Source organism: Rhodoferax ferrireducens (genome assembly GCF_049302455.1).
In the GTDB taxonomy this organism is placed as follows: domain Bacteria; phylum Pseudomonadota; class Gammaproteobacteria; order Burkholderiales; family Burkholderiaceae_C; genus Rhodoferax; species Rhodoferax ferrireducens_B.
The window spans coordinates 23,506-40,107 of record NZ_JBAQMD010000066.1; the positions used below are offsets into that span (position 1 = coordinate 23,506).

The following is a 16,602-nucleotide window of genomic DNA, read 5'->3' on the forward strand; positions in this document are numbered from 1 at the left end:
CTTATCCAATAAGCGTTAGTAGCTACTAATAATATAGCATATGCCACATAATTCGTATCCCCTGCTGCACACCATCAATGATCCCGCTGACCTGCGGCTCGTGCCGCGCGCGCAGTTGGGCGCGCTGGCCGACGAGTTGCGGGCTTATTTGCTCCACAGTGTGGCCAAAACCGGGGGTCACCTGAGCTCCAACCTGGGCACGGTTGAGCTGACAGTGGCTTTGCACTATGTGTTCAACACCCCGCATGACCGCGTGGTGTGGGATGTGGGGCACCAGACCTACCCGCACAAAATCTTGACCGGTCGGCGCGAGCGCATGGCCACGCTGCGCCAGCTTGGCGGTTTGAGCGGTTTCCCGCAACGGGGCGAGAGTGAATACGATGACTTTGGCACCGCACATTCCAGTACCTCCATTTCAGCCGCTTTGGGGATGGCGCTGGCGGCCAAAATCAAGGGTGAGGAGCGTTATGCGATTGCCGTGATTGGCGACGGTGCACTGACCGCCGGCATGGCGTTTGAAGCGCTCAACAATGCGGGGGTTGCCGACTGCAACCTGCTGGTGATCCTCAATGACAACGACATGAGCATCAGCCCGCCGGTGGGCGCGCTCAATCGGCATCTGGCCAAGCTCATGAGCGGCCAGTTTTACGCCGCTGCCAAAAACGTTGGCAAGACCGTGCTCAAAGGCGCGCCGCCGCTGTTTGAACTGGCCAAGCGGCTGGAAGAAAGCGCCAAAGGCATGGTGGTGCCAGCGACCCTGTTCGAGAAATTCGGCTTCAATTACATCGGCCCGATTGATGGCCATGACCTCGATGCCTTGATCCCCACGCTGGAGAACATCAAGCACCTCAAGGGTCCGCAGTTTTTGCATGTGGTGACCAAAAAGGGGCAGGGCTACAAACTGGCCGAAGCCGACCCGGTGGCCTACCACGGCCCCGGCAAGTTTGACCCGGCGGTTGGCCTGCAGGCGCCCGCCACCAGCCCGAAGCAAACCTTTACCCAGGTGTTTGGTCAGTGGCTGTGCGACATGGCGGCCGTTGACCCGCGGCTGGTGGGCATCACGCCCGCCATGCGCGAGGGTTCCGGCATGGTGGAGTTTGAGCAGCGTTTTCCGCAGCGTTTCTTTGACGTGGGCATCGCCGAGCAGCATGCGGTGACTTTTGCCGCGGGACTGGCCTGTGAGGGCCTGAAGCCGGTGGTGGCGATTTATTCCACCTTTTTGCAGCGCGGCTACGACCAGTTGATCCACGACGTGGCAATTCAAAACCTGCCGGTGGTATTTGCGCTCGATCGTGCGGGTCTGGTGGGTGCCGATGGTGCCACGCACGCCGGGGCTTACGACATTCCATTTTTGCGTTGTATTCCCAACGTCAGCGTGGCTTGCCCGGCCGATGAGAACGAGTGCCGGCAGTTGCTCAGCACCGCTTTTGCGCAGAATCACCCGGTGGCCGTGCGTTATCCGCGTGGTGCCGGTGCCGGCACAGTCGTCCAGGCCGGGTTGGAAGCCCTGCCGTTTGGCCAAGGTGAAATCCGGCGCACGGGCAGCAGTGTCGCCATTCTGGCCTTTGGCACGCTCCTGTACCCGGCATTGCAGGTGGCTGAAAAACTCAACGTCACGGTGGTCAACATGCGCTGGGTCAAGCCGCTGGATGTGGCGCTGCTGCTACAGGTGGCCGCCGACCATGACGCATTGGTGACAGTGGAAGAGGGCGCCATCATGGGTGGCGCTGGCAGCGCGGTGCTGGAAGCCTTGCATGCGGCAGGCGTGCTCAAGCCGGTGCTGCAACTGGGCCTGCGTGATGAATTCATCGAACATGGCGACCCGGCCAAATTGCTGGCGCTGCAGGGCCTGGATGCCAAGGGTATCGAAGCCTCGATGACCAAGCGCTTTGGGGCGCTGCTGGTGCCCGGGCGCCCGGCGCTCAAAGCCGTCGCCTGAACTGCTGGGGCGAAGCCGCCCTGCTTGAGTGTCAGCGACCCTTGCGTAAATTCATCGACGCAAGGGGAAACCCCCTCCATAACTGATCCTGCATGTTCCTACAATAGTGGATGACTGTAATGGGTCATTGCTGTGCATACCCGCATCGCGATAAATTCAATCCACAATTTTAGGAGTGAACCAAATGGATCGTCGTTCCGTAATCAAGCACGCAGGCATTGCCGGCGTGCTGGCCGTTGGTGCTGCGCCGGCAGTGCATGCACAAGGGGCCAATGTTCGCTGGCGCCTGGCTTCAAGCTTCCCGAAATCGCTCGACACAATTTTCGGCAGCACAGAAATGTTTGCCAAGACCGTCAAGGCCCTGTCCGGCGGCAAGTTTGAAGTGTCCGTGCATGCGGCTGGCGAACTGATGCCGGCGTTTGGCGTCGTGGATGCCATCCAGAATGGCACGGTCGAGATGGCCCAGACGGCCCCTTACTATTTCACCGGCAAAGACCCCATCTTTGCCTTTGGCTGTGCCGTTCCCTTTGGCCTGACCGCCCGCCAGATGGATGCCTGGATGGAGCACGGCAATGGCCGCAAACTGATGGACGAGTTTTACGCCAAGTACAACATCAAGAGCCGCAGCGCGGGCAACACCGGCACGCAGATGGGCGGCTGGTACCGCAAGGAAATCAAGACCGTCAAGGACCTGAAAGGCCTGAAAATGCGCATGGGCGGCGGGCTTTTCGGTGAGGCCATGCAAAAGCTGGGTGTTGTGTCGCAGAACATGCCCGCCGGTGATGTGTACCAGGCCCTTGAAAAAGGCACGCTGGACGCCACTGAATTCGTGGGCCCGTACGATGATCAGAAGCTCGGCTTCAACAAGGTCGCGCCTTACTATTACTATCCCGGCTGGTGGGAAGGCGGCGCGGAGCTTGAGTTTTTCATCAATACCAAAGCCTATGCAGCACTGTCGCCGGAAAATCAGGCGATCGTTGATGCGGCAACCGCCATCGCCGCCCGAGACATGACATCCAAGTACGATGCATTCAACCCGATTGCTTTGAAGAAGTTGGTTGCCGAAAAAACACAGCTCAAGGCATTTTCGAAGGAAATCATGGATGCCGGCTTCAAGGCGTCAATGGAAGTGTTTGCGGAGCACGAAGCCACATCGCCCGAGTTCAAGAAGATCCACCAGGACATGCGTGCCTTCCAGCGCGACCAATTGTTGTGGCTGCGCTTTTCTGAGTACCGTTTCGACAGCTACATGACCACAGTCAAGTTGTAAATCTGGACGGCAGGGTTGCGCACGTCGCGGCCCGGTCGGGTGTTTTTTTTGTCCGGTGAGGTGTGCCATACATTTCATCGGACATTTTTGTTTTCAGGTGTTCTTGATTCAGCGACGACAGCTTATTGACAGCATTGCGAGGGCTCTGAACCGCGTGGCGGTCAGCCCCGACCAGCTTCAGCGACGACAGCTTATTGACAGCATTGCGAGGGAAAACCCCCGCACCGCTTTTCACGCATCTTCCTACAATTTTCACTGACTCTGATCGGTCGTCGCTGTGCTTACCTGCACGTCGATATTTTTTCTCAAAACTCCAGGAGTGAACCTTATGGATCGTCGTTCTCTAATTAAACACGCCGGCATCGCCGGTGTACTGGCTGCCGGTGTGGCGCCGGCTGTGCACGCACAGGCCGCCATTCGCTGGCGTCTGGCTTCCAGCTTTCCGAAATCACTGGACACTATTTTTGGCTCGGCCGAAGTGTTTTCCAAGGCAGTCAAGGAGATGTCTGGTGGCAAGTTCGAAGTGTCGGTGCATGCGGCTGGCGAGCTGATGCCGGCGTTTGGCGTGGTCGATGGCGTGCAAAACGGCACGGTGGAAATGGCGCACACGGCGCCGTACTACTTCTTCGGCAAGAACGAGGCCTTCGCCATCGGCGGTGCAATTCCTTTCGGCATGAACTCGCGCCAACTCACGGCATGGGTGGTCGACGGCAACGGCGGCAAGCTGATGCGCGAGTTCTATGCCAAGTACAACATTGTCAACTTCCTGGGCGGTAACACGGGCGCGCAAATGGGGGGCTGGTTCCGCAAGGAGATCAAGTCGCCGGCGGACATCAAGGGCCTGAAATTCCGTATCGGCGGCTTTGCCGGCAAGGTGATCGAGCGCATGGGCGGTGTGCCGCAGAACATTCCTGGCGGCGAGATTTATCAGGCGCTGGAAAAGGGCACCATCGATGCGGCCGAATGGATCGGCCCGTACGATGACCAGAAGCTGGGCTTCAACAAGGTGGCGCCGTTTTACTATTACCCCGGCTGGTGGGAGGGTAGCCTGAACCTCGAGTTCTATGTGAATCAAAAAGCCCTTAATGGCCTGTCGAGCGAAAACAAGGCCATTGTGCAGGCAGCGGCCTACGAGGCCCATGTCACCACGCAGGCCCGCTATGACGCGCGCAACCCTGGTGCGCTCAAACAGCTCGTCGCCGCCAAAACCAAGGTGCTCCCGTTCCCGCAAGCCGTGCTGGATGCGTCGTTCAAGACATCGATGGATCTGTACGCCGACCTGGAAAAGAGCAACCCGGATTGGAAGAAGATTTACGACGATTACCGCAACTTCCAGCGTGACGAGATACTCTGGTTCCGTTTTGCCGAGGGGCGCTTCGACAGCTTTATGGCCTCCAAGAAGCTTTGACCGGATGATGGCGCCACGCGCGCTGTCGATCTGATCGACCCGCCAGGTTCGCCCGGCGGGTTTTTTTCGCTCGGGCTTCGGTGCCGGCTTGCCCAGCAGCCAAGAAAATGCCTCTGCAAACCAGAGGTTTGCAGAGGCATGGGAGGCCTGCCATTGCGGGACCGTGGTGAAGGGCCCCGGGTTTCAGTTTTTCTTCTCTGGCGTGTCGCCGAGCGAGTCCTGGAGCGCTTTCATCGGATCGTCGGCGGGTGACGGATCGCTGCTATCGGTCGGCGCCTCGCCACCGGCTGCGCCTGTCATACCTGCTGCCGGGTCTTGTTGCTCCATCGCGTCCGGCATGCTCGCTTCCATTTCCATGCGGACCTTGTCGAGGTCGTACACCACCTTCTTGTCGAGGCCGCTTGAGACGATGCCGGGGAAGGCAATGATGGCACCGACCATGATGATCTGGATGATCACGAACGGAATGGCACCCCAGTAGATTTGCATGGTGGTGACCGGCTGGATCAGCTTCTTGGTGAGCTTGTCGGTGTATTCCTTGGCCGGTGCCACGCTGCGCAGGAAGAACAGGGCAAAGCCAAAGGGCGGATGCATAAATGAAGTCTGCATGTTCACGCCCAGCAACACGCCAAACCAGATCAGGTCAATGCCCATCTTATCGGCCACCGGTGCCAGCAAGGGCACGACGATGAACGAGAGTTCAAAGAAGTCCAGGAAAAACGCCAGAAAGAAAATTAGCAGGTTGACCACAATCAGGAAGCCGACCTGCCCGCCAGGGACCGAGGTCAACAGGTGCTCCACCCATCTGGAGCCATCGACCCCCTGAAACACGAGGCTGAAGACGGTGGACCCGACCAGGATGAATACAACAAAGCTGGACAGTTTGGTAGTCGACGTCAAGGCTTGTTTGAGCAGTTTCATGCTCAGACGCCCACGGCTCATGGCCATGATCAAAGCACCCATCGCCCCCATGGCACCGCCCTCGGTCGGCGTGGCCACACCCAGGAAGATCGTGCCCAGCACCAGAAAGATCAGCAACAGCGGGGGAATCAGCACAAAGGTCACGCGCTCCGCCATGCGTGACAGCAGGCCCATGTGGGTAACCTTGTTGATCAGCGCGATCACAAATGCCAGCATGACGCCAGAACAAAGCGACACCACAATGGTTTCGTCAGTCGCCACGTTCAACACGGTTTCGCCCTTGGACCAGCTTAAGACTTGCGCGTAGTGTTCTCCGAGGTACACCGCCACCGCCGTTGACACGATGGTCAGAATCAGCAGAGAGCGCATGCCGCTGCCGCCATTGTCTTCGCGGATCGTGCGGGCCTCAAGCGGTAATGCGGGTACCCAGTTCGGGCGAATGAAGGTCAAAAGGACCACATAGCCGAAATAGAGGACGGTGAGGGCAAAGCCGGGGATGAACGCACCTTTGTACATGTCGCCCACGCTGCGACCGAGCTGGTCCGCCAGAATGATCAGCACCAGCGAGGGCGGAATGATTTGTGCCAGCGTGCCGGAGGCCGCAATCGCGCCAGCGGCGACCCGGCGGTCATAGCCATAGCGCAACATGATCGGTAAGGAAATCAGGCCCATCGAAATCACGGAAGCGGCCACCACACCGGTGGTTGCGGCCAGCAGGGCACCGACAAAAATCACGGCAAAGGCCAAGCCACCGCGCAACGGACCAAACAGCTGGCCAATGGTGTCGAGCAAATCCTCGGCCATGCCACTTCGCTCCAGTATCAGCCCCATCAGGGTGAAGAACGGAATGGCCAGCAGCGTGTCGTTTTGCATGATGCCGAAGATGCGCAACGGCAGGGCCTGCAGCAGCGCCTCGGGCAGGAGGCCCAGTTCGATGCCCACAAAGCCAAAGAACAGGCCGCAGGCGCCCAGGCTGAACGCCACCGGAAAACCCAGCAGCAAGAAGACAATGAGCCCCCCGAACATGATGGGGGCAAAGTTGTTGGTTAGAAATTCCATGTGTCTCTCCAGGGTCAGGCCGCGTTGGCTCTGGCAGCTTTTTCTTCAGCCAGCTTTTGAATCGCCTCAGCCAACTCTTCTTCTGCGGTCTTTTCCACTTTTTTGTGCGTGGGATCTTCAATCAGGCCCTGCAAGAAAGCCAGGCGCTTGATCAGCTCGGACCAACCTTGCAGCAGCAGCAATCCAAAGCCCAGCGGACTCATGGCGTACACCGGCCAGCGAATCAGGCCACCGGCGTTGGAGGATATTTCGCCGGATTGGTAGCCGTTTAGAAAGAAGGGAACACCGAACCACAGGATGGCAACACAAAATGGCGTCAGGAAAAAAGCCAGACCGAATACATCGATCCACATTTGCGTGCGCTTGGACCAGCGGCTATAGATGACGTCAATCTTGACATGTTCGCCGTTGAGCAGCGTGTAGCCTGCGGCCAGCAGAAATGTCGCTGCAAACAAGTACCACTGCACTTCAAGATAGGCATTGGAGCTCACGTTGAACGCCTTGCGGACAATGGCGTTGACGGCGCTGATGACTGTGGAGGCGAAAATTAGCCAGATCACATTTCTGCCAATCAGGCTGTTGAGCCAGTCGATGGCTTTCGAGAATTTTAGAAGCGCATGCATGTTGTTTCCATCATTAGAAAATATGAAAAAGACAGTCTGCAGTCATGCAAAGCAAGGTTCTGCAGAACGACCGATTTCGACGTTAGAGCGTAACGTGCTGAAACTGAAATAAACCTGACGGTTTGTTTTTTTTTTACATAGGGTAAACACTAATGATTTAGAGCGTCGATCGGGTGAGACTTTTCCTGGCGATAGTCCCACCAGGGCAATACCCGGCGCATCGATAGCACCTCGCCACTTTGCAGGGCCGCGTAGCCGGTAATCGTGGCCACTTCACTTTTCCAGGCGGGTGTTTTCAACAGATGCAATAAGGCCTGAATGCCGGGTCGTAACAGCGCGGACTTGAGGCACACCAGGTGGTAGCGTTCATCGGCCAGGGGCACAAAATCCAACCCCGCTCGCTGCGCCGCTGCGGCAATGCCGAGCCCGGCATCACATTGACCGGCAGCCACGGCCTGCGCGACTGCTGCATGGGATGGCTCGGTGTGGTCATCGCTGATGATGTCACTGGCCACCAGCCCGGCTTGGATGAGCAGTTCATCCAGCACCACGCGGGTGCCGCTGCCCAAACCACGGGCAGCAAAGCGGGCGCGCTGGTCGGCCAGGTCTTGCAGCGAGCGCAGACCCAGCGGATTGCCTTTGGCCACCATCAAACCCTGGGTGCGCTGCGCAAAGCCGATGATTTTGTGTTGACCCGGTTGCAGCAAAGGCTTGTAGGTGTGCTCGGTCAGTGTTTTTTTGCCTGTCCCCAGCAGCGTGTGAAAACCCGCCATCACGCAGCGGCCTTCGTTGAGGGCGCGAATGGCGTCCACGCTTCCAGTGAATCGAATGTCCAGGTGCATGCGGCTGGCATCAGGCTGTGCGCTGGCAGTTAACTGGCCGCGCAGGGCATGCTCGCGCAAGGCGGACAGCGCGTCATCATGGCTGGCGTAGAGCGTTACCACATGCACGCTGTCGTCAAACGCCAGCGCGTAGCTGCGTTCAAGTTCGGCGCGCAGGGCTTCAATCTGTGGTGCCAGCCGCGCTTGCGCCTGCCGCTCGGCCCACATCAGTTTGTTGCCAAAGTCGGTCAGGCGCGCGCTCTGGCCTTTCTCCCACACCACCAGTTCGTTGCCCAGTTCGTTTTCCCATCGTTTGAGTTCACCCCAGACGTGGCGGTAGCTCAATCCAAGCGCGCGCGCACCGGCTGAGATGGAGCCATGGCTGCTCACCGCCTGCAGCAAATCAATCAAAGGGTTGCGCACCAGCGCCGGACTGCTGTCGCGGGACAGGGTGTAGTGGAATTGGAGCCTATGCACGGTGGTTCATATCGTCAGTGATTGGATCGGTGGCTACGATACCGCAAGTTATGTCTTCTTTCTCCGACAGCGCCTCCTCCGCGCTGCAACTCATCACCTCCCTGGACGCGGGCCTGCTCACCATTGTGGGCCGGTCCCTGTCCGTGAGCGCCACGGCCTGCGCCATCGCGTGCGGCTTGGGGCTGATTTTGGGCGCCTGGCTGGGTGTGACGCGTTTTGCCGGGCGTGGCGCGGTGCTGACGCTTCTGAACACTTTTCTGGCGGTGCCTTCGGTCGTGGTGGGCCTGGTGATTTATTTGTTGTTGTCACGCACCGGGCCGTTGGGCTATTTGGGCTGGTTGTTCAGCTTCAAGGCGATGGTGATGGCGCAAGCCGTGCTGGTGTTGCCGGTGGTGACAGCCTTGACACGCCAGGCGGTGCAAGACGCTGAATACTTGCATGGCGAACAATTGCAGTCGCTTGGCGCGCGGCCCTTGGTGCGCAGTCTGCTGCTGGCCTGGGACGAGCGCTACGCGCTGCTCACGGTGGTGATCGCGTCCTTTGGCCGGGCCGTGTCTGAAGTGGGCGCGGTGATGATTGTGGGCGGCAATATTGATGGCTTCACCCGTGTCATGACGACGGCCATCGCGCTGGAAACCAGTAAAGGGGATTTGCCGCTGGCGCTCGGCCTGGGGCTGATTTTGCTCAGCGTTGTGCTGCTGCTGAACGTGTTGATTGCGTTGCTGCGGCGCTGGCGCGAACGCTCGGAGAATGACGCTGCCAGCGTCCGTCAATTGGCAGCCCCGGCGGCGGTCCGTGAATCGGTAGCTGTCACCCACGGAGTCTCGCTGTGAGTGGCAGTGTCGGTGACGTGCGGCGTTTGCAGCCCGTGTTTGAGCTGTCGGGTGCGAGCGTGCATTTTGGCCGTGCCGCGTCGCCGGTGCGCGCTTTGTCCGATGTGACCCTGACTGTTGCTCCCGGTGAGCGGGTGGCGTTGGTGGGTGCCAACGGCTGCGGCAAGAGCACGCTGTTGCGGCTGTTGCACGGCTTGGCGCTGGCTACATCGGGGCAGCTTGTGTCTGACCCGGCGTGGCGACAAGCCATGTTGTTTCAAAAGCCACACCTGATGCGCCTGACGGTGCAGGCCAATATCGCTCTGGGCCTGTGGCTGCGCGGCACGCCCTGGGGCGAGGCCAAGGTGTTGGCCTTGGCGGCGTTGGCCCGGGTTGGTTTGATCGAATTGGCCCAGCGCAACGCGCGCCAGCTCTCCGGCGGTCAGCAGCAGCGCGTGGCCATGGCAAGGGCCTGGGCTTTGAGGCCGCAGGTGTTGCTGCTCGACGAGCCTACCGCCAGCCTGGACCCGCACGCCAAGCGCGAGGTTGAGGCGCTGATTGAAGAGTTTTCCAGCGGACCGGATGCCATGACGCTGATTTTTGCCAGCCACAACCTCGGCCAGGTCAAACGCCTGGCCAGCCGGGTGATCTATCTGGAGCATGGCCGTGTGCTGGCCGACTTGCCGGTAGCTGATTTTTTTGCCGGGTCATTGTTGCAGCAGCAGTACCCGGCGGCCCATTTATTTGTCAAAGGAGAATTGGTATGAAAACTGTGAAATATGTTGAGTGTTTTTGGCCTCTAGCCATCATGAACAAAGCGTTGGCAGCTACTATTTTGGTAGCATCCATGAGCTTGCCTGTGGGTGCTCAAACACCATCTATCGTGGTCGCATCCACCACCTCGACCGAGCAATCCGGTCTGTTTTCCGTCCTGCTGCCCGAGTTCAAACAGGCCAGCGGCATCGACGTGAAAGTCGTGGCATTGGGCACTGGCCAAGCCATCGACATGGGCCGTCGGGGCGATGCCGACGTGCTGTTCGTGCACGACAAGGTGGCCGAAGAAAAAGTGGTGGCCGAGGGCTTTGCTGTCAAGCGCCTTGAAGTGATGTACAACGACTTTGTGGTCGTTGGCCCCGCCAGCGATCCCGTCAAAGTCAAAGGCAACGATGTGGTCGAAGCGCTCAAAAAGCTCTCGGCTGCCAATGGCCCGTTCGTATCGCGTGGCGACAAGAGCGGCACCCACGCGGCTGAGCTGCGTTTCTGGAAGATGGCCGACCTGGCCGACAAACAGGGCAGCGGCTACAAGTCGTGCGGCTGCGGCATGGGTCCGGCACTCAATATGGCGTCCAGCAGCAACGCCTACGCGTTGACCGACCGTGGCACCTGGCTCAACTTCAAGAACCGGGGCGACCTGAAAGTGCTGGTGGAAGGCGACAAACGTTTGTTCAATCAATACGGCGTGATGCTGGTCAACCCCGCCAAGCACCCGCATGTGAAGGCGGCAGACGGGCAGAAGTTTGTGGATTGGGTCACTTCACCCGCTGGTCAGGATGTGATTGCCGGCTACAAAATTGGTGGCGAGCAACTGTTCTTTCCGAATGCGGTGAAGTGACTTTAAAAATCAGAGCTGTGTGACTCCGCCATCTCAGCCTCTTTGTCAACCATGTGATTCTCAAAATTGAAAAAGGGGCGGTTGCCCGCCCCTTTGGATTGATTCACGCGCTGTCGCGATCCGATCAGAAGAAGCCCAGCTTGCTTTCGCTGTAGCTCACCAAGAGGTTCTTGGTCTGCTGGTAGTGGTCCAGCATCATCTTGTGGGTTTCGCGGCCGATGCCGGACTCTTTGTAGCCACCAAAGGCCGCGTGAGCGGCGTAGTCGTGGTAGCAGTTGGTCCAGACGCGACCGGCCTTGATGGCGCGGCCCATGCGGTAGGCGACGTTGCCGTTGCGGCTCCAAACGCCCGCGCCCAAACCGTACAGCGTGTCATTGGCCAGCGCCAGCGCATCGGCTTCGTCCTTGAAGGTGGTCACAGCCAGCACCGGGCCAAAGATTTCTTCCTGGAACACACGCATTTTGTTGTGGCCTTTGAGCAGCGTGGGCTGCACGTAATAGCCACCGGCCAGATCGCCGCTCAAGTTCGCTTGCGCGCCACCGGTCAGCACTTGCGCACCTTCCTGTTTGCCAATATCAAGGTAGGACAAAATTTTGTCCAGTTGCACTTTTGAGGCTTGGGCGCCGATCATGGTGTCGGAATCAAGCGGGTTGCCTTGTTTGATGGCCTTGACGCGCGGCAGTACCCGTTCCATGAATTTGTCGTAAATGCTTTCCTGAATCAGCGCGCGCGACGGGCAGGTGCAGACCTCGCCCTGGTTAAAGGCAAACAGCACCAGGCCTTCGATGGCTTTGTCGAGGAAACCGTCGTCCTTGTCCATCACATCGGCAAAGAACACATTGGGGGACTTGCCACCGAGTTCCAGCGAGGCCGGGATCAGGTTGTTGGCAGCGGCTTGGGCAATCACGCGGCCGGTGTTGGTGGAGCCCGTGAAGGCGATTTTGGCGATGCGCTTGCTGGTGGCCAGCGGCATGCCGGCTTCACGGCCATAGCCGTTGACGATGTTGAGCACGCCTGGGGGCAGCAAGTCGCCAATGACTTCCATCAAAATCAAAATGCTGACCGGGGTCGACTCCGCAGGTTTGAGTACCACGCAGTTGCCGGCGGCCAGGGCCGGAGCCAGCTTCCAGGCGGCCATCAGAATGGGAAAGTTCCAGGGGATGATTTGCCCGACCACGCCGAGCGGTTCATGGTAATGGTAGGCCACGGTGGATTCATTGATGTCGCTCAGCGCGCCTTCTTGCGCGCGGATACAGCCGGCAAAGTAGCGGAAGTGGTCGGATGACAGCGGAATGTCGGCGGCCAGTGTTTCGCGAATCGGCTTGCCGTTGTCAACCGTTTCGGCGTAGGCCAACAGTTCCAGGTTGGCGTCAATGCGGTCGGCAATTTTGAGCAGGATGTTGGAGCGGTCGGTGACCGAGGTTTTGCCCCAGGCATCGGTGGCGGCGTGGGCGGCGTCCAGCGCCAGTTCAATGTCTTGGGCACCCGAGCGGGCGGCCTGGGTATAGACCTTGCCGCTGATCGGGGTGATCACGTCAAAGTATTCCCCCTTGAGTGGGGCCACGTATTTGCCGCCAATGAAGTTGTCGTAGTGGGCCTTGTAAGCGATTTTTGCGCCGGCTTGGCCGGGGGCTGCGTAGATCATGGTGTCTCCTGAATTTTTGCAATAAATTGAATGAAATTTCCCTTGCGGGCCTTGTCAGTAGTCAAGTTGCGTGCCAGCGCGGGTGCGGCATACCAATACGTTGATTTCAAACAATTTTTGTTCTACACCTGTGCCTGCTGGGCCGGCGTCTGGTGTGGCGATGTGCGACACCTGTCAAGTTCTGTGACAGGCGCGGTGATCAAGCTCTATGCAGGCCGTTTCATACCGCCAGACTTTGCCAATAGGGATTTCAAGTGAGATGTCGCTCCCGTGGCCATCACGCTCACCGGGCAAGCAGTTGACGAGTGCCCTGATGCTTCAGCAGCCAATGGCTGTTGAAGCATCCGCGTGATCTGTGTCTGCTTGAGGAATTGGACGAAGTCCAATGCAGCGCGGGTGGCCGACACGCGCGACGGTGTCGAGCCCGCTTCAGAATCAGGCCGGCGCGCTTTCGCGCGTAGCCTTGTGCTGGGTTTGACCAGCGGCAACCGGTGCATGCATGGCGCCCCGGAAGATGGCCTCGATTTCGGCCTGGCTGGCTTTGCGCGGGTTGGTCAGGCCGCAGGCATCCTTGAGCGCGTTTTCAGTCAGCAAGGGAATGTCTTTTTCTTTCACGCCCAGTTCGCCCAGGCTGGCTGGAATGCCGATGTCCACCGACAGTTTGCGGATCGCGCCAAGGCAGGCCTGAGCGCCAGCGGCTGCATCCATGCCGTCAACCGACACGCCCATGGCACGGGCGACGTCGCGCAGACGTTCGGCCGAAGTGGCTGCATTAAACGCTTGCACATGCGGCAGCAGCAGTGCATTGCACACACCGTGCGGGAGGTCGTAAAAACCACCGAGCTGGTGCGACATGGCGTGTACATAGCCCAGCGAGGCGTTGTTGAAGGCCATGCCGGCCAGGAACTGGGCGTAGGCCATTTGCTCGCGCGCCTGCAGGTTGTCGCCATGTGCCACGGCGGTGCGCAGGTTGCGAGAGATGAGCTCGACCGCCTTCAGCGCGCAGGCGTCCGTGATGGGGGTGGCGGCGGTGGAGACATAGGCTTCCACGGCATGGGTGAGGGCGTCCATGCCGGTGGCAGCCGTGAGACCCTTGGGCTTGGCCAACATCAGGTTGGGGTCGTTGACGGACATGAGGGGTGTGACGTTGCGGTCAACGATGGCCATTTTGATGTGCCGCACTTCATCGGTGATGATGCAAAAACGGGTCATTTCGGCCGCTGTACCCGCCGTGGTATTGATCGACACCAGTGGCAACTGCGGCTTGGCCGAGCGGTCCACACCTTCGTAGTCGGAAATTTCGCCGCCATTGGATGCACACAGGGCAATGCCCTTGGCGCAATCGTGCGGTGAGCCGCCGCCCAAGGAAATAACGAAGTCGCACTGATGCGCCTTCAACTGGGCCAGCCCCGCCTTCACGTTGCCAACGGTCGGGTTGGGCTTGGCGCCATCAAACACCACCGATGCAATCTCTTGCGCGGTCAGCAGCGTCTGGATTTGCCCGGCCACCCCGAGCTTGTTGAGGACCGTGTCGGTGACGATCAGCGCCTTGTGAAAGCCGTAGCCGCGAATGGCCAGAATGGCTTCCTGCAAGCAGCCTGCACCCATGATGTTGACGGCGGGAATGAAAAAAGTTGTTGACATGTTGAAATCTCCTGAAAATGGTTTTGGTGGTTGTCGAAGTCCGCCTTGCGACTTTGGTTTCGGCGTCGCCGGGATCCGCGTTGATGATCGTGCCTCCATTCCTGAAAACAACGCATGAACTTGCCTGGCGGGCTCCCAATCACGATCAAGTTGCGTGCCAGCCCTGTAACGACTTGTTGGCGCTTTGATTTCAAATGACTTTGTCCCCGGCCGCCGAAATGCCGGGGCCATGCAATCGTTGTGGTATAGAACAGTTGTCAAATCTTGCGACACCTGCGGGGACACTATGCAGGCCCTTTCATATCGCTTGCAATTGCATCGCCCGATACCATCAGGTCCACCCCTAACGACAAATCACAGACCATGCGCTGTGCAGGAGACAACGTGCAACCCACACTTCATGACGCGGTTTTGCGGCAAGCCCGCATGCGTTTGATTGAGCATGGCGACTGCCCGGCCGATGGCATTGGTGCCCGCCTGGCGCGCTCATGGCAGCGCAGTCTGGCGGCAGGTCTGTCTCCCTTGGACCGCGTGGCGGACTCTGAGCATGCCAACGCCATCGACTTGCGCCAGATACTGACGCGCAACCATGAACTGCTGGCGCATTCACGCCCGGTGATGGATTATTTGTTTGACCAGGTGCGCGCCAGCGAAGGCATGGTAATTTTGGCGGACCAACGCGGCACGTTGATGCGCACTTTGGGTCATCCTGATTTTTTGAACAAGGCCCAGCGAGTGGCCTTGACCAGCGGTGCGTCGTGGCTGGAACAGCACCGCGGTACCAACGCCATTGGCACTGCGCTGGCCGAGCTTGAGGGCGTTGAAATCCACGGCGCCGAACATTTTTTTGAGCGCAATGCTTTCCTGAGTTGCACTGCCGCCCCCATTGTGTCGGCGCGCGGTGAATTGCTTGGCATTCTGGATATCTCAGGCGACCAGCGCAGCGATCACCCGCACACGCTGGGGTTGGTCAACATAGCCGCGCGCATGATTGAAAACAGCCTGATGCTCGACGCCAGCCGGTGCCAGACGCGCCTGCTCTTGCATCCTCAGCGGGAGGGCATTGGCACGGTGGCCGAGGGCATTGTGACGCTGTCGGACGACGGTTGGATCGTTGGGGCCAACCGCAACGGACTGGCTTTCTTGAAACTCGCAACACGCGCCTTGGGTGCGGTGCAATTGACCCATGCGATGGACGTTCGCCTGAGCGACTTGCTCTCGCGCCCCCTGCGCAGCCCCGATCAGCCCAGGCTGGTTCGCCTGCGTGATGGCACTGAACTGTATGTGCTGGTGCAGGTCGCGCAGGGCACGCTGCAGATTGCCCCGCCAGCGCTCGCCATGCCGAAACTTGGCGATGCGCTCACGCAACTCGACACCGGCGATGTGCGCTGGCGCAGTGTCACCGACAAAGTGCGCCGGGTGCTGGACAAGCCGATCCCTTTGTTGATCCAGGGTGAATCAGGGGTTGGTAAAGAGCTCTTTGCCCGCGCCGTGCATGACAGCGGCCCGCGTCGCGGCAAGCCTTTTGTGGCGATCAATTGCGCTGCCGTGCCTGAGAACCTGATTGAGGCCGAGTTGTTCGGTTATGCGCCAGGCGCGTTTACCGGTGCACGGCGCGAGGGCAGCCCCGGCCGCCTGCGTGAAGCCCATGGCGGCACGCTGTTTCTGGATGAGGTTGGCGACATGCCGCTGGCCATGCAGGCGCGCCTGCTGCGTGTGTTGCAAGAACGCGAGGTCAGTCCGCTGGGTGGTGGCTCGGCGGTGGCGGTGGACTTCGGCCTGATTTGCGCCACGCACTGCAAACTGCGCGAAGCCACTGAGCTGGGGCGCTTTCGCAGTGACTTGTATTACCGCATCAATGGTTTGACGGTGCAACTGCCGGCCCTGCGTGAGCGTACGGATTTTGCGGCGCTGACCCAGCGGCTGCTGGCCGACCTGAACCCGCAGCGCAGCATTCACGTGACCCCGGCGTTGCTGGCGCGCTTGAGCGTTTACGCCTGGCCCGGCAACGTGCGCCAATACGCCAATGCTTTGCGCACCGCCAGCGCCATGCTGGAGCCGCACGAGCTGTGTATTGACTGGGCGCACTTGTCGGACGATTTGCAAGATGACTTGACGGTGCAGGCGGCACCGACTGCACCTCAAACGCGGCCTGCCATGTCGTCTGCGGCCGCCGAGCCCTCGCAGAACCTGAGCCAGCTCTCACACACTGCAATCTGTCAGGCGCTGGACAGCAGTGGCGGCAACATGTCGCAGGCGGCGCGGCGTCTGGGCATCAGCCGCCAGACCCTATATCGCAAGTTGGCGGCCTTGAAATGACTCGAAATTCGAGCATCAATTACGCGAATTTCATCACGTTTTCTGACCGACT

Annotated in this window: 13 protein-coding genes; 8 read left to right on the forward strand and 5 right to left on the reverse strand. The window is 59.4% G+C overall.

The window, feature by feature from the left end:
• Positions 1–40: 40 nt before the first annotated feature.
• The 3 genes from dxs to WA157_RS11580 all read left to right on the forward strand — a co-directional run bounded on the left by dxs (position 41) and on the right by WA157_RS11580 (position 4,617).
• A complete protein-coding gene (gene dxs, locus WA157_RS11570) occupies positions 41–1,939 on the forward strand; it encodes a 1-deoxy-D-xylulose-5-phosphate synthase (protein WP_422621099.1) in 1,899 nt (632 codons plus the stop codon).
• Between the two features lie 184 nt (positions 1,940–2,123).
• Complete coding sequence (locus WA157_RS11575) at positions 2,124–3,209, forward strand: TRAP transporter substrate-binding protein (RefSeq protein WP_422621100.1); 1,086 nt, start codon at positions 2,124–2,126, stop codon at positions 3,207–3,209.
• 328 nt (positions 3,210–3,537) lie between these two features.
• On the forward strand, positions 3,538–4,617 hold the full coding sequence (locus WA157_RS11580) for a TRAP transporter substrate-binding protein (protein ID WP_422621101.1): 1,080 nt from the start codon (positions 3,538–3,540) through the stop codon (positions 4,615–4,617).
• Between the two features lie 183 nt (positions 4,618–4,800).
• Here WA157_RS11580 and WA157_RS11585 read toward each other — a convergent pair whose 3' ends face one another.
• From WA157_RS11585 to WA157_RS11595, 3 genes are all read right to left on the reverse strand, one after another.
• Positions 4,801–6,597, reverse strand: a complete 1,797-nt coding sequence (locus WA157_RS11585; RefSeq protein WP_422621102.1) for a TRAP transporter large permease — start codon at positions 6,595–6,597, stop codon at positions 4,801–4,803.
• 14 nt (positions 6,598–6,611) lie between these two features.
• On the reverse strand, positions 6,612–7,220 hold the full coding sequence (locus WA157_RS11590; RefSeq protein ID WP_422621103.1) for a TRAP transporter small permease subunit: 609 nt from the start codon (positions 7,218–7,220) through the stop codon (positions 6,612–6,614).
• Between the two features lie 149 nt (positions 7,221–7,369).
• Positions 7,370–8,518, reverse strand: a complete 1,149-nt coding sequence (locus tag WA157_RS11595; protein WP_422621104.1) for a substrate-binding domain-containing protein — start codon at positions 8,516–8,518, stop codon at positions 7,370–7,372.
• 50 nt (positions 8,519–8,568) lie between these two features.
• Here WA157_RS11595 and WA157_RS11600 point away from each other — a divergent pair, with 50 nt between their 5' ends.
• From WA157_RS11600 to WA157_RS11610, 3 genes are read left to right on the forward strand one after another with little or no spacing between them, the layout of a single operon-like run.
• Positions 8,569–9,351, forward strand: coding sequence for an ABC transporter permease (locus WA157_RS11600; RefSeq protein WP_422621105.1), 783 nt, complete (start codon positions 8,569–8,571; stop codon positions 9,349–9,351).
• Positions 9,348–10,097: an ATP-binding cassette domain-containing protein gene (locus WA157_RS11605; protein ID WP_422621106.1), complete on the forward strand. Its 750-nt coding sequence runs from the start codon at positions 9,348–9,350 to the stop codon at positions 10,095–10,097. Before WA157_RS11600 ends, WA157_RS11605 begins: the two co-directional genes overlap by 4 nt.
• A complete protein-coding gene (locus WA157_RS11610; protein WP_422621107.1) occupies positions 10,094–10,942 on the forward strand; it encodes an extracellular solute-binding protein in 849 nt (282 codons plus the stop codon). The genes WA157_RS11605 and WA157_RS11610 overlap by 4 nt, the downstream gene beginning before the upstream one ends.
• Positions 10,943–11,066: 124 nt before the next feature.
• On the opposite strand, the gene WA157_RS11615 is transcribed toward WA157_RS11610, so the two are convergent.
• Positions 11,067–12,587, reverse strand: coding sequence for an aldehyde dehydrogenase family protein (locus tag WA157_RS11615; protein ID WP_422621108.1), 1,521 nt, complete (start codon positions 12,585–12,587; stop codon positions 11,067–11,069).
• Positions 12,588–12,617: 30 nt separating this feature from the next.
• Here WA157_RS11615 and WA157_RS11620 point away from each other — a divergent pair, with 30 nt between their 5' ends.
• Complete coding sequence (locus WA157_RS11620) at positions 12,618–12,845, forward strand: hypothetical protein (protein ID WP_422621109.1); 228 nt, start codon at positions 12,618–12,620, stop codon at positions 12,843–12,845.
• A 177-nt stretch (positions 12,846–13,022) separates the two neighbouring features.
• On the opposite strand, the gene yiaY is transcribed toward WA157_RS11620, so the two are convergent.
• On the reverse strand, positions 13,023–14,231 hold the full coding sequence (yiaY, locus tag WA157_RS11625; protein WP_422621110.1) for an L-threonine dehydrogenase: 1,209 nt from the start codon (positions 14,229–14,231) through the stop codon (positions 13,023–13,025).
• Positions 14,232–14,594: 363 nt separating this feature from the next.
• Here yiaY and WA157_RS11630 point away from each other — a divergent pair, with 363 nt between their 5' ends.
• Positions 14,595–16,550, forward strand: a complete 1,956-nt coding sequence (locus tag WA157_RS11630; RefSeq protein ID WP_422621111.1) for a sigma-54-dependent Fis family transcriptional regulator — start codon at positions 14,595–14,597, stop codon at positions 16,548–16,550.
• Positions 16,551–16,602 lie beyond the last annotated feature (52 nt).

What these genes read in the sequence shown, in the direction of transcription:
- dxs (WP_422621099.1), top strand. Translation starts at nt 41, where the DNA reads ATGCCACATAATTCGTATCCCCTGCTGCACACCATCAATGATCCCGCT.
- WA157_RS11575 (WP_422621100.1), top strand. Translation starts at nt 2,124, where the DNA reads ATGGATCGTCGTTCCGTAATCAAGCACGCAGGCATTGCCGGCGTGCTG.
- WA157_RS11580 (WP_422621101.1), top strand. Translation starts at nt 3,538, where the DNA reads ATGGATCGTCGTTCTCTAATTAAACACGCCGGCATCGCCGGTGTACTG.
- WA157_RS11585 (WP_422621102.1), bottom strand. Translation starts at nt 6,597, where the DNA reads ATGGAATTTCTAACCAACAACTTTGCCCCCATCATGTTCGGGGGGCTC.
- WA157_RS11590 (WP_422621103.1), bottom strand. Translation starts at nt 7,220, where the DNA reads ATGCATGCGCTTCTAAAATTCTCGAAAGCCATCGACTGGCTCAACAGC.
- WA157_RS11600 (WP_422621105.1), top strand. Translation starts at nt 8,569, where the DNA reads ATGTCTTCTTTCTCCGACAGCGCCTCCTCCGCGCTGCAACTCATCACC.
- WA157_RS11610 (WP_422621107.1), top strand. Translation starts at nt 10,094, where the DNA reads ATGAAAACTGTGAAATATGTTGAGTGTTTTTGGCCTCTAGCCATCATG.
- WA157_RS11615 (WP_422621108.1), bottom strand. Translation starts at nt 12,587, where the DNA reads ATGATCTACGCAGCCCCCGGCCAAGCCGGCGCAAAAATCGCTTACAAG.
- WA157_RS11620 (WP_422621109.1), top strand. Translation starts at nt 12,618, where the DNA reads ATGAAATTTCCCTTGCGGGCCTTGTCAGTAGTCAAGTTGCGTGCCAGC.
- yiaY (WP_422621110.1), bottom strand. Translation starts at nt 14,231, where the DNA reads ATGTCAACAACTTTTTTCATTCCCGCCGTCAACATCATGGGTGCAGGC.
- WA157_RS11630 (WP_422621111.1), top strand. Translation starts at nt 14,595, where the DNA reads ATGCGCTGTGCAGGAGACAACGTGCAACCCACACTTCATGACGCGGTT.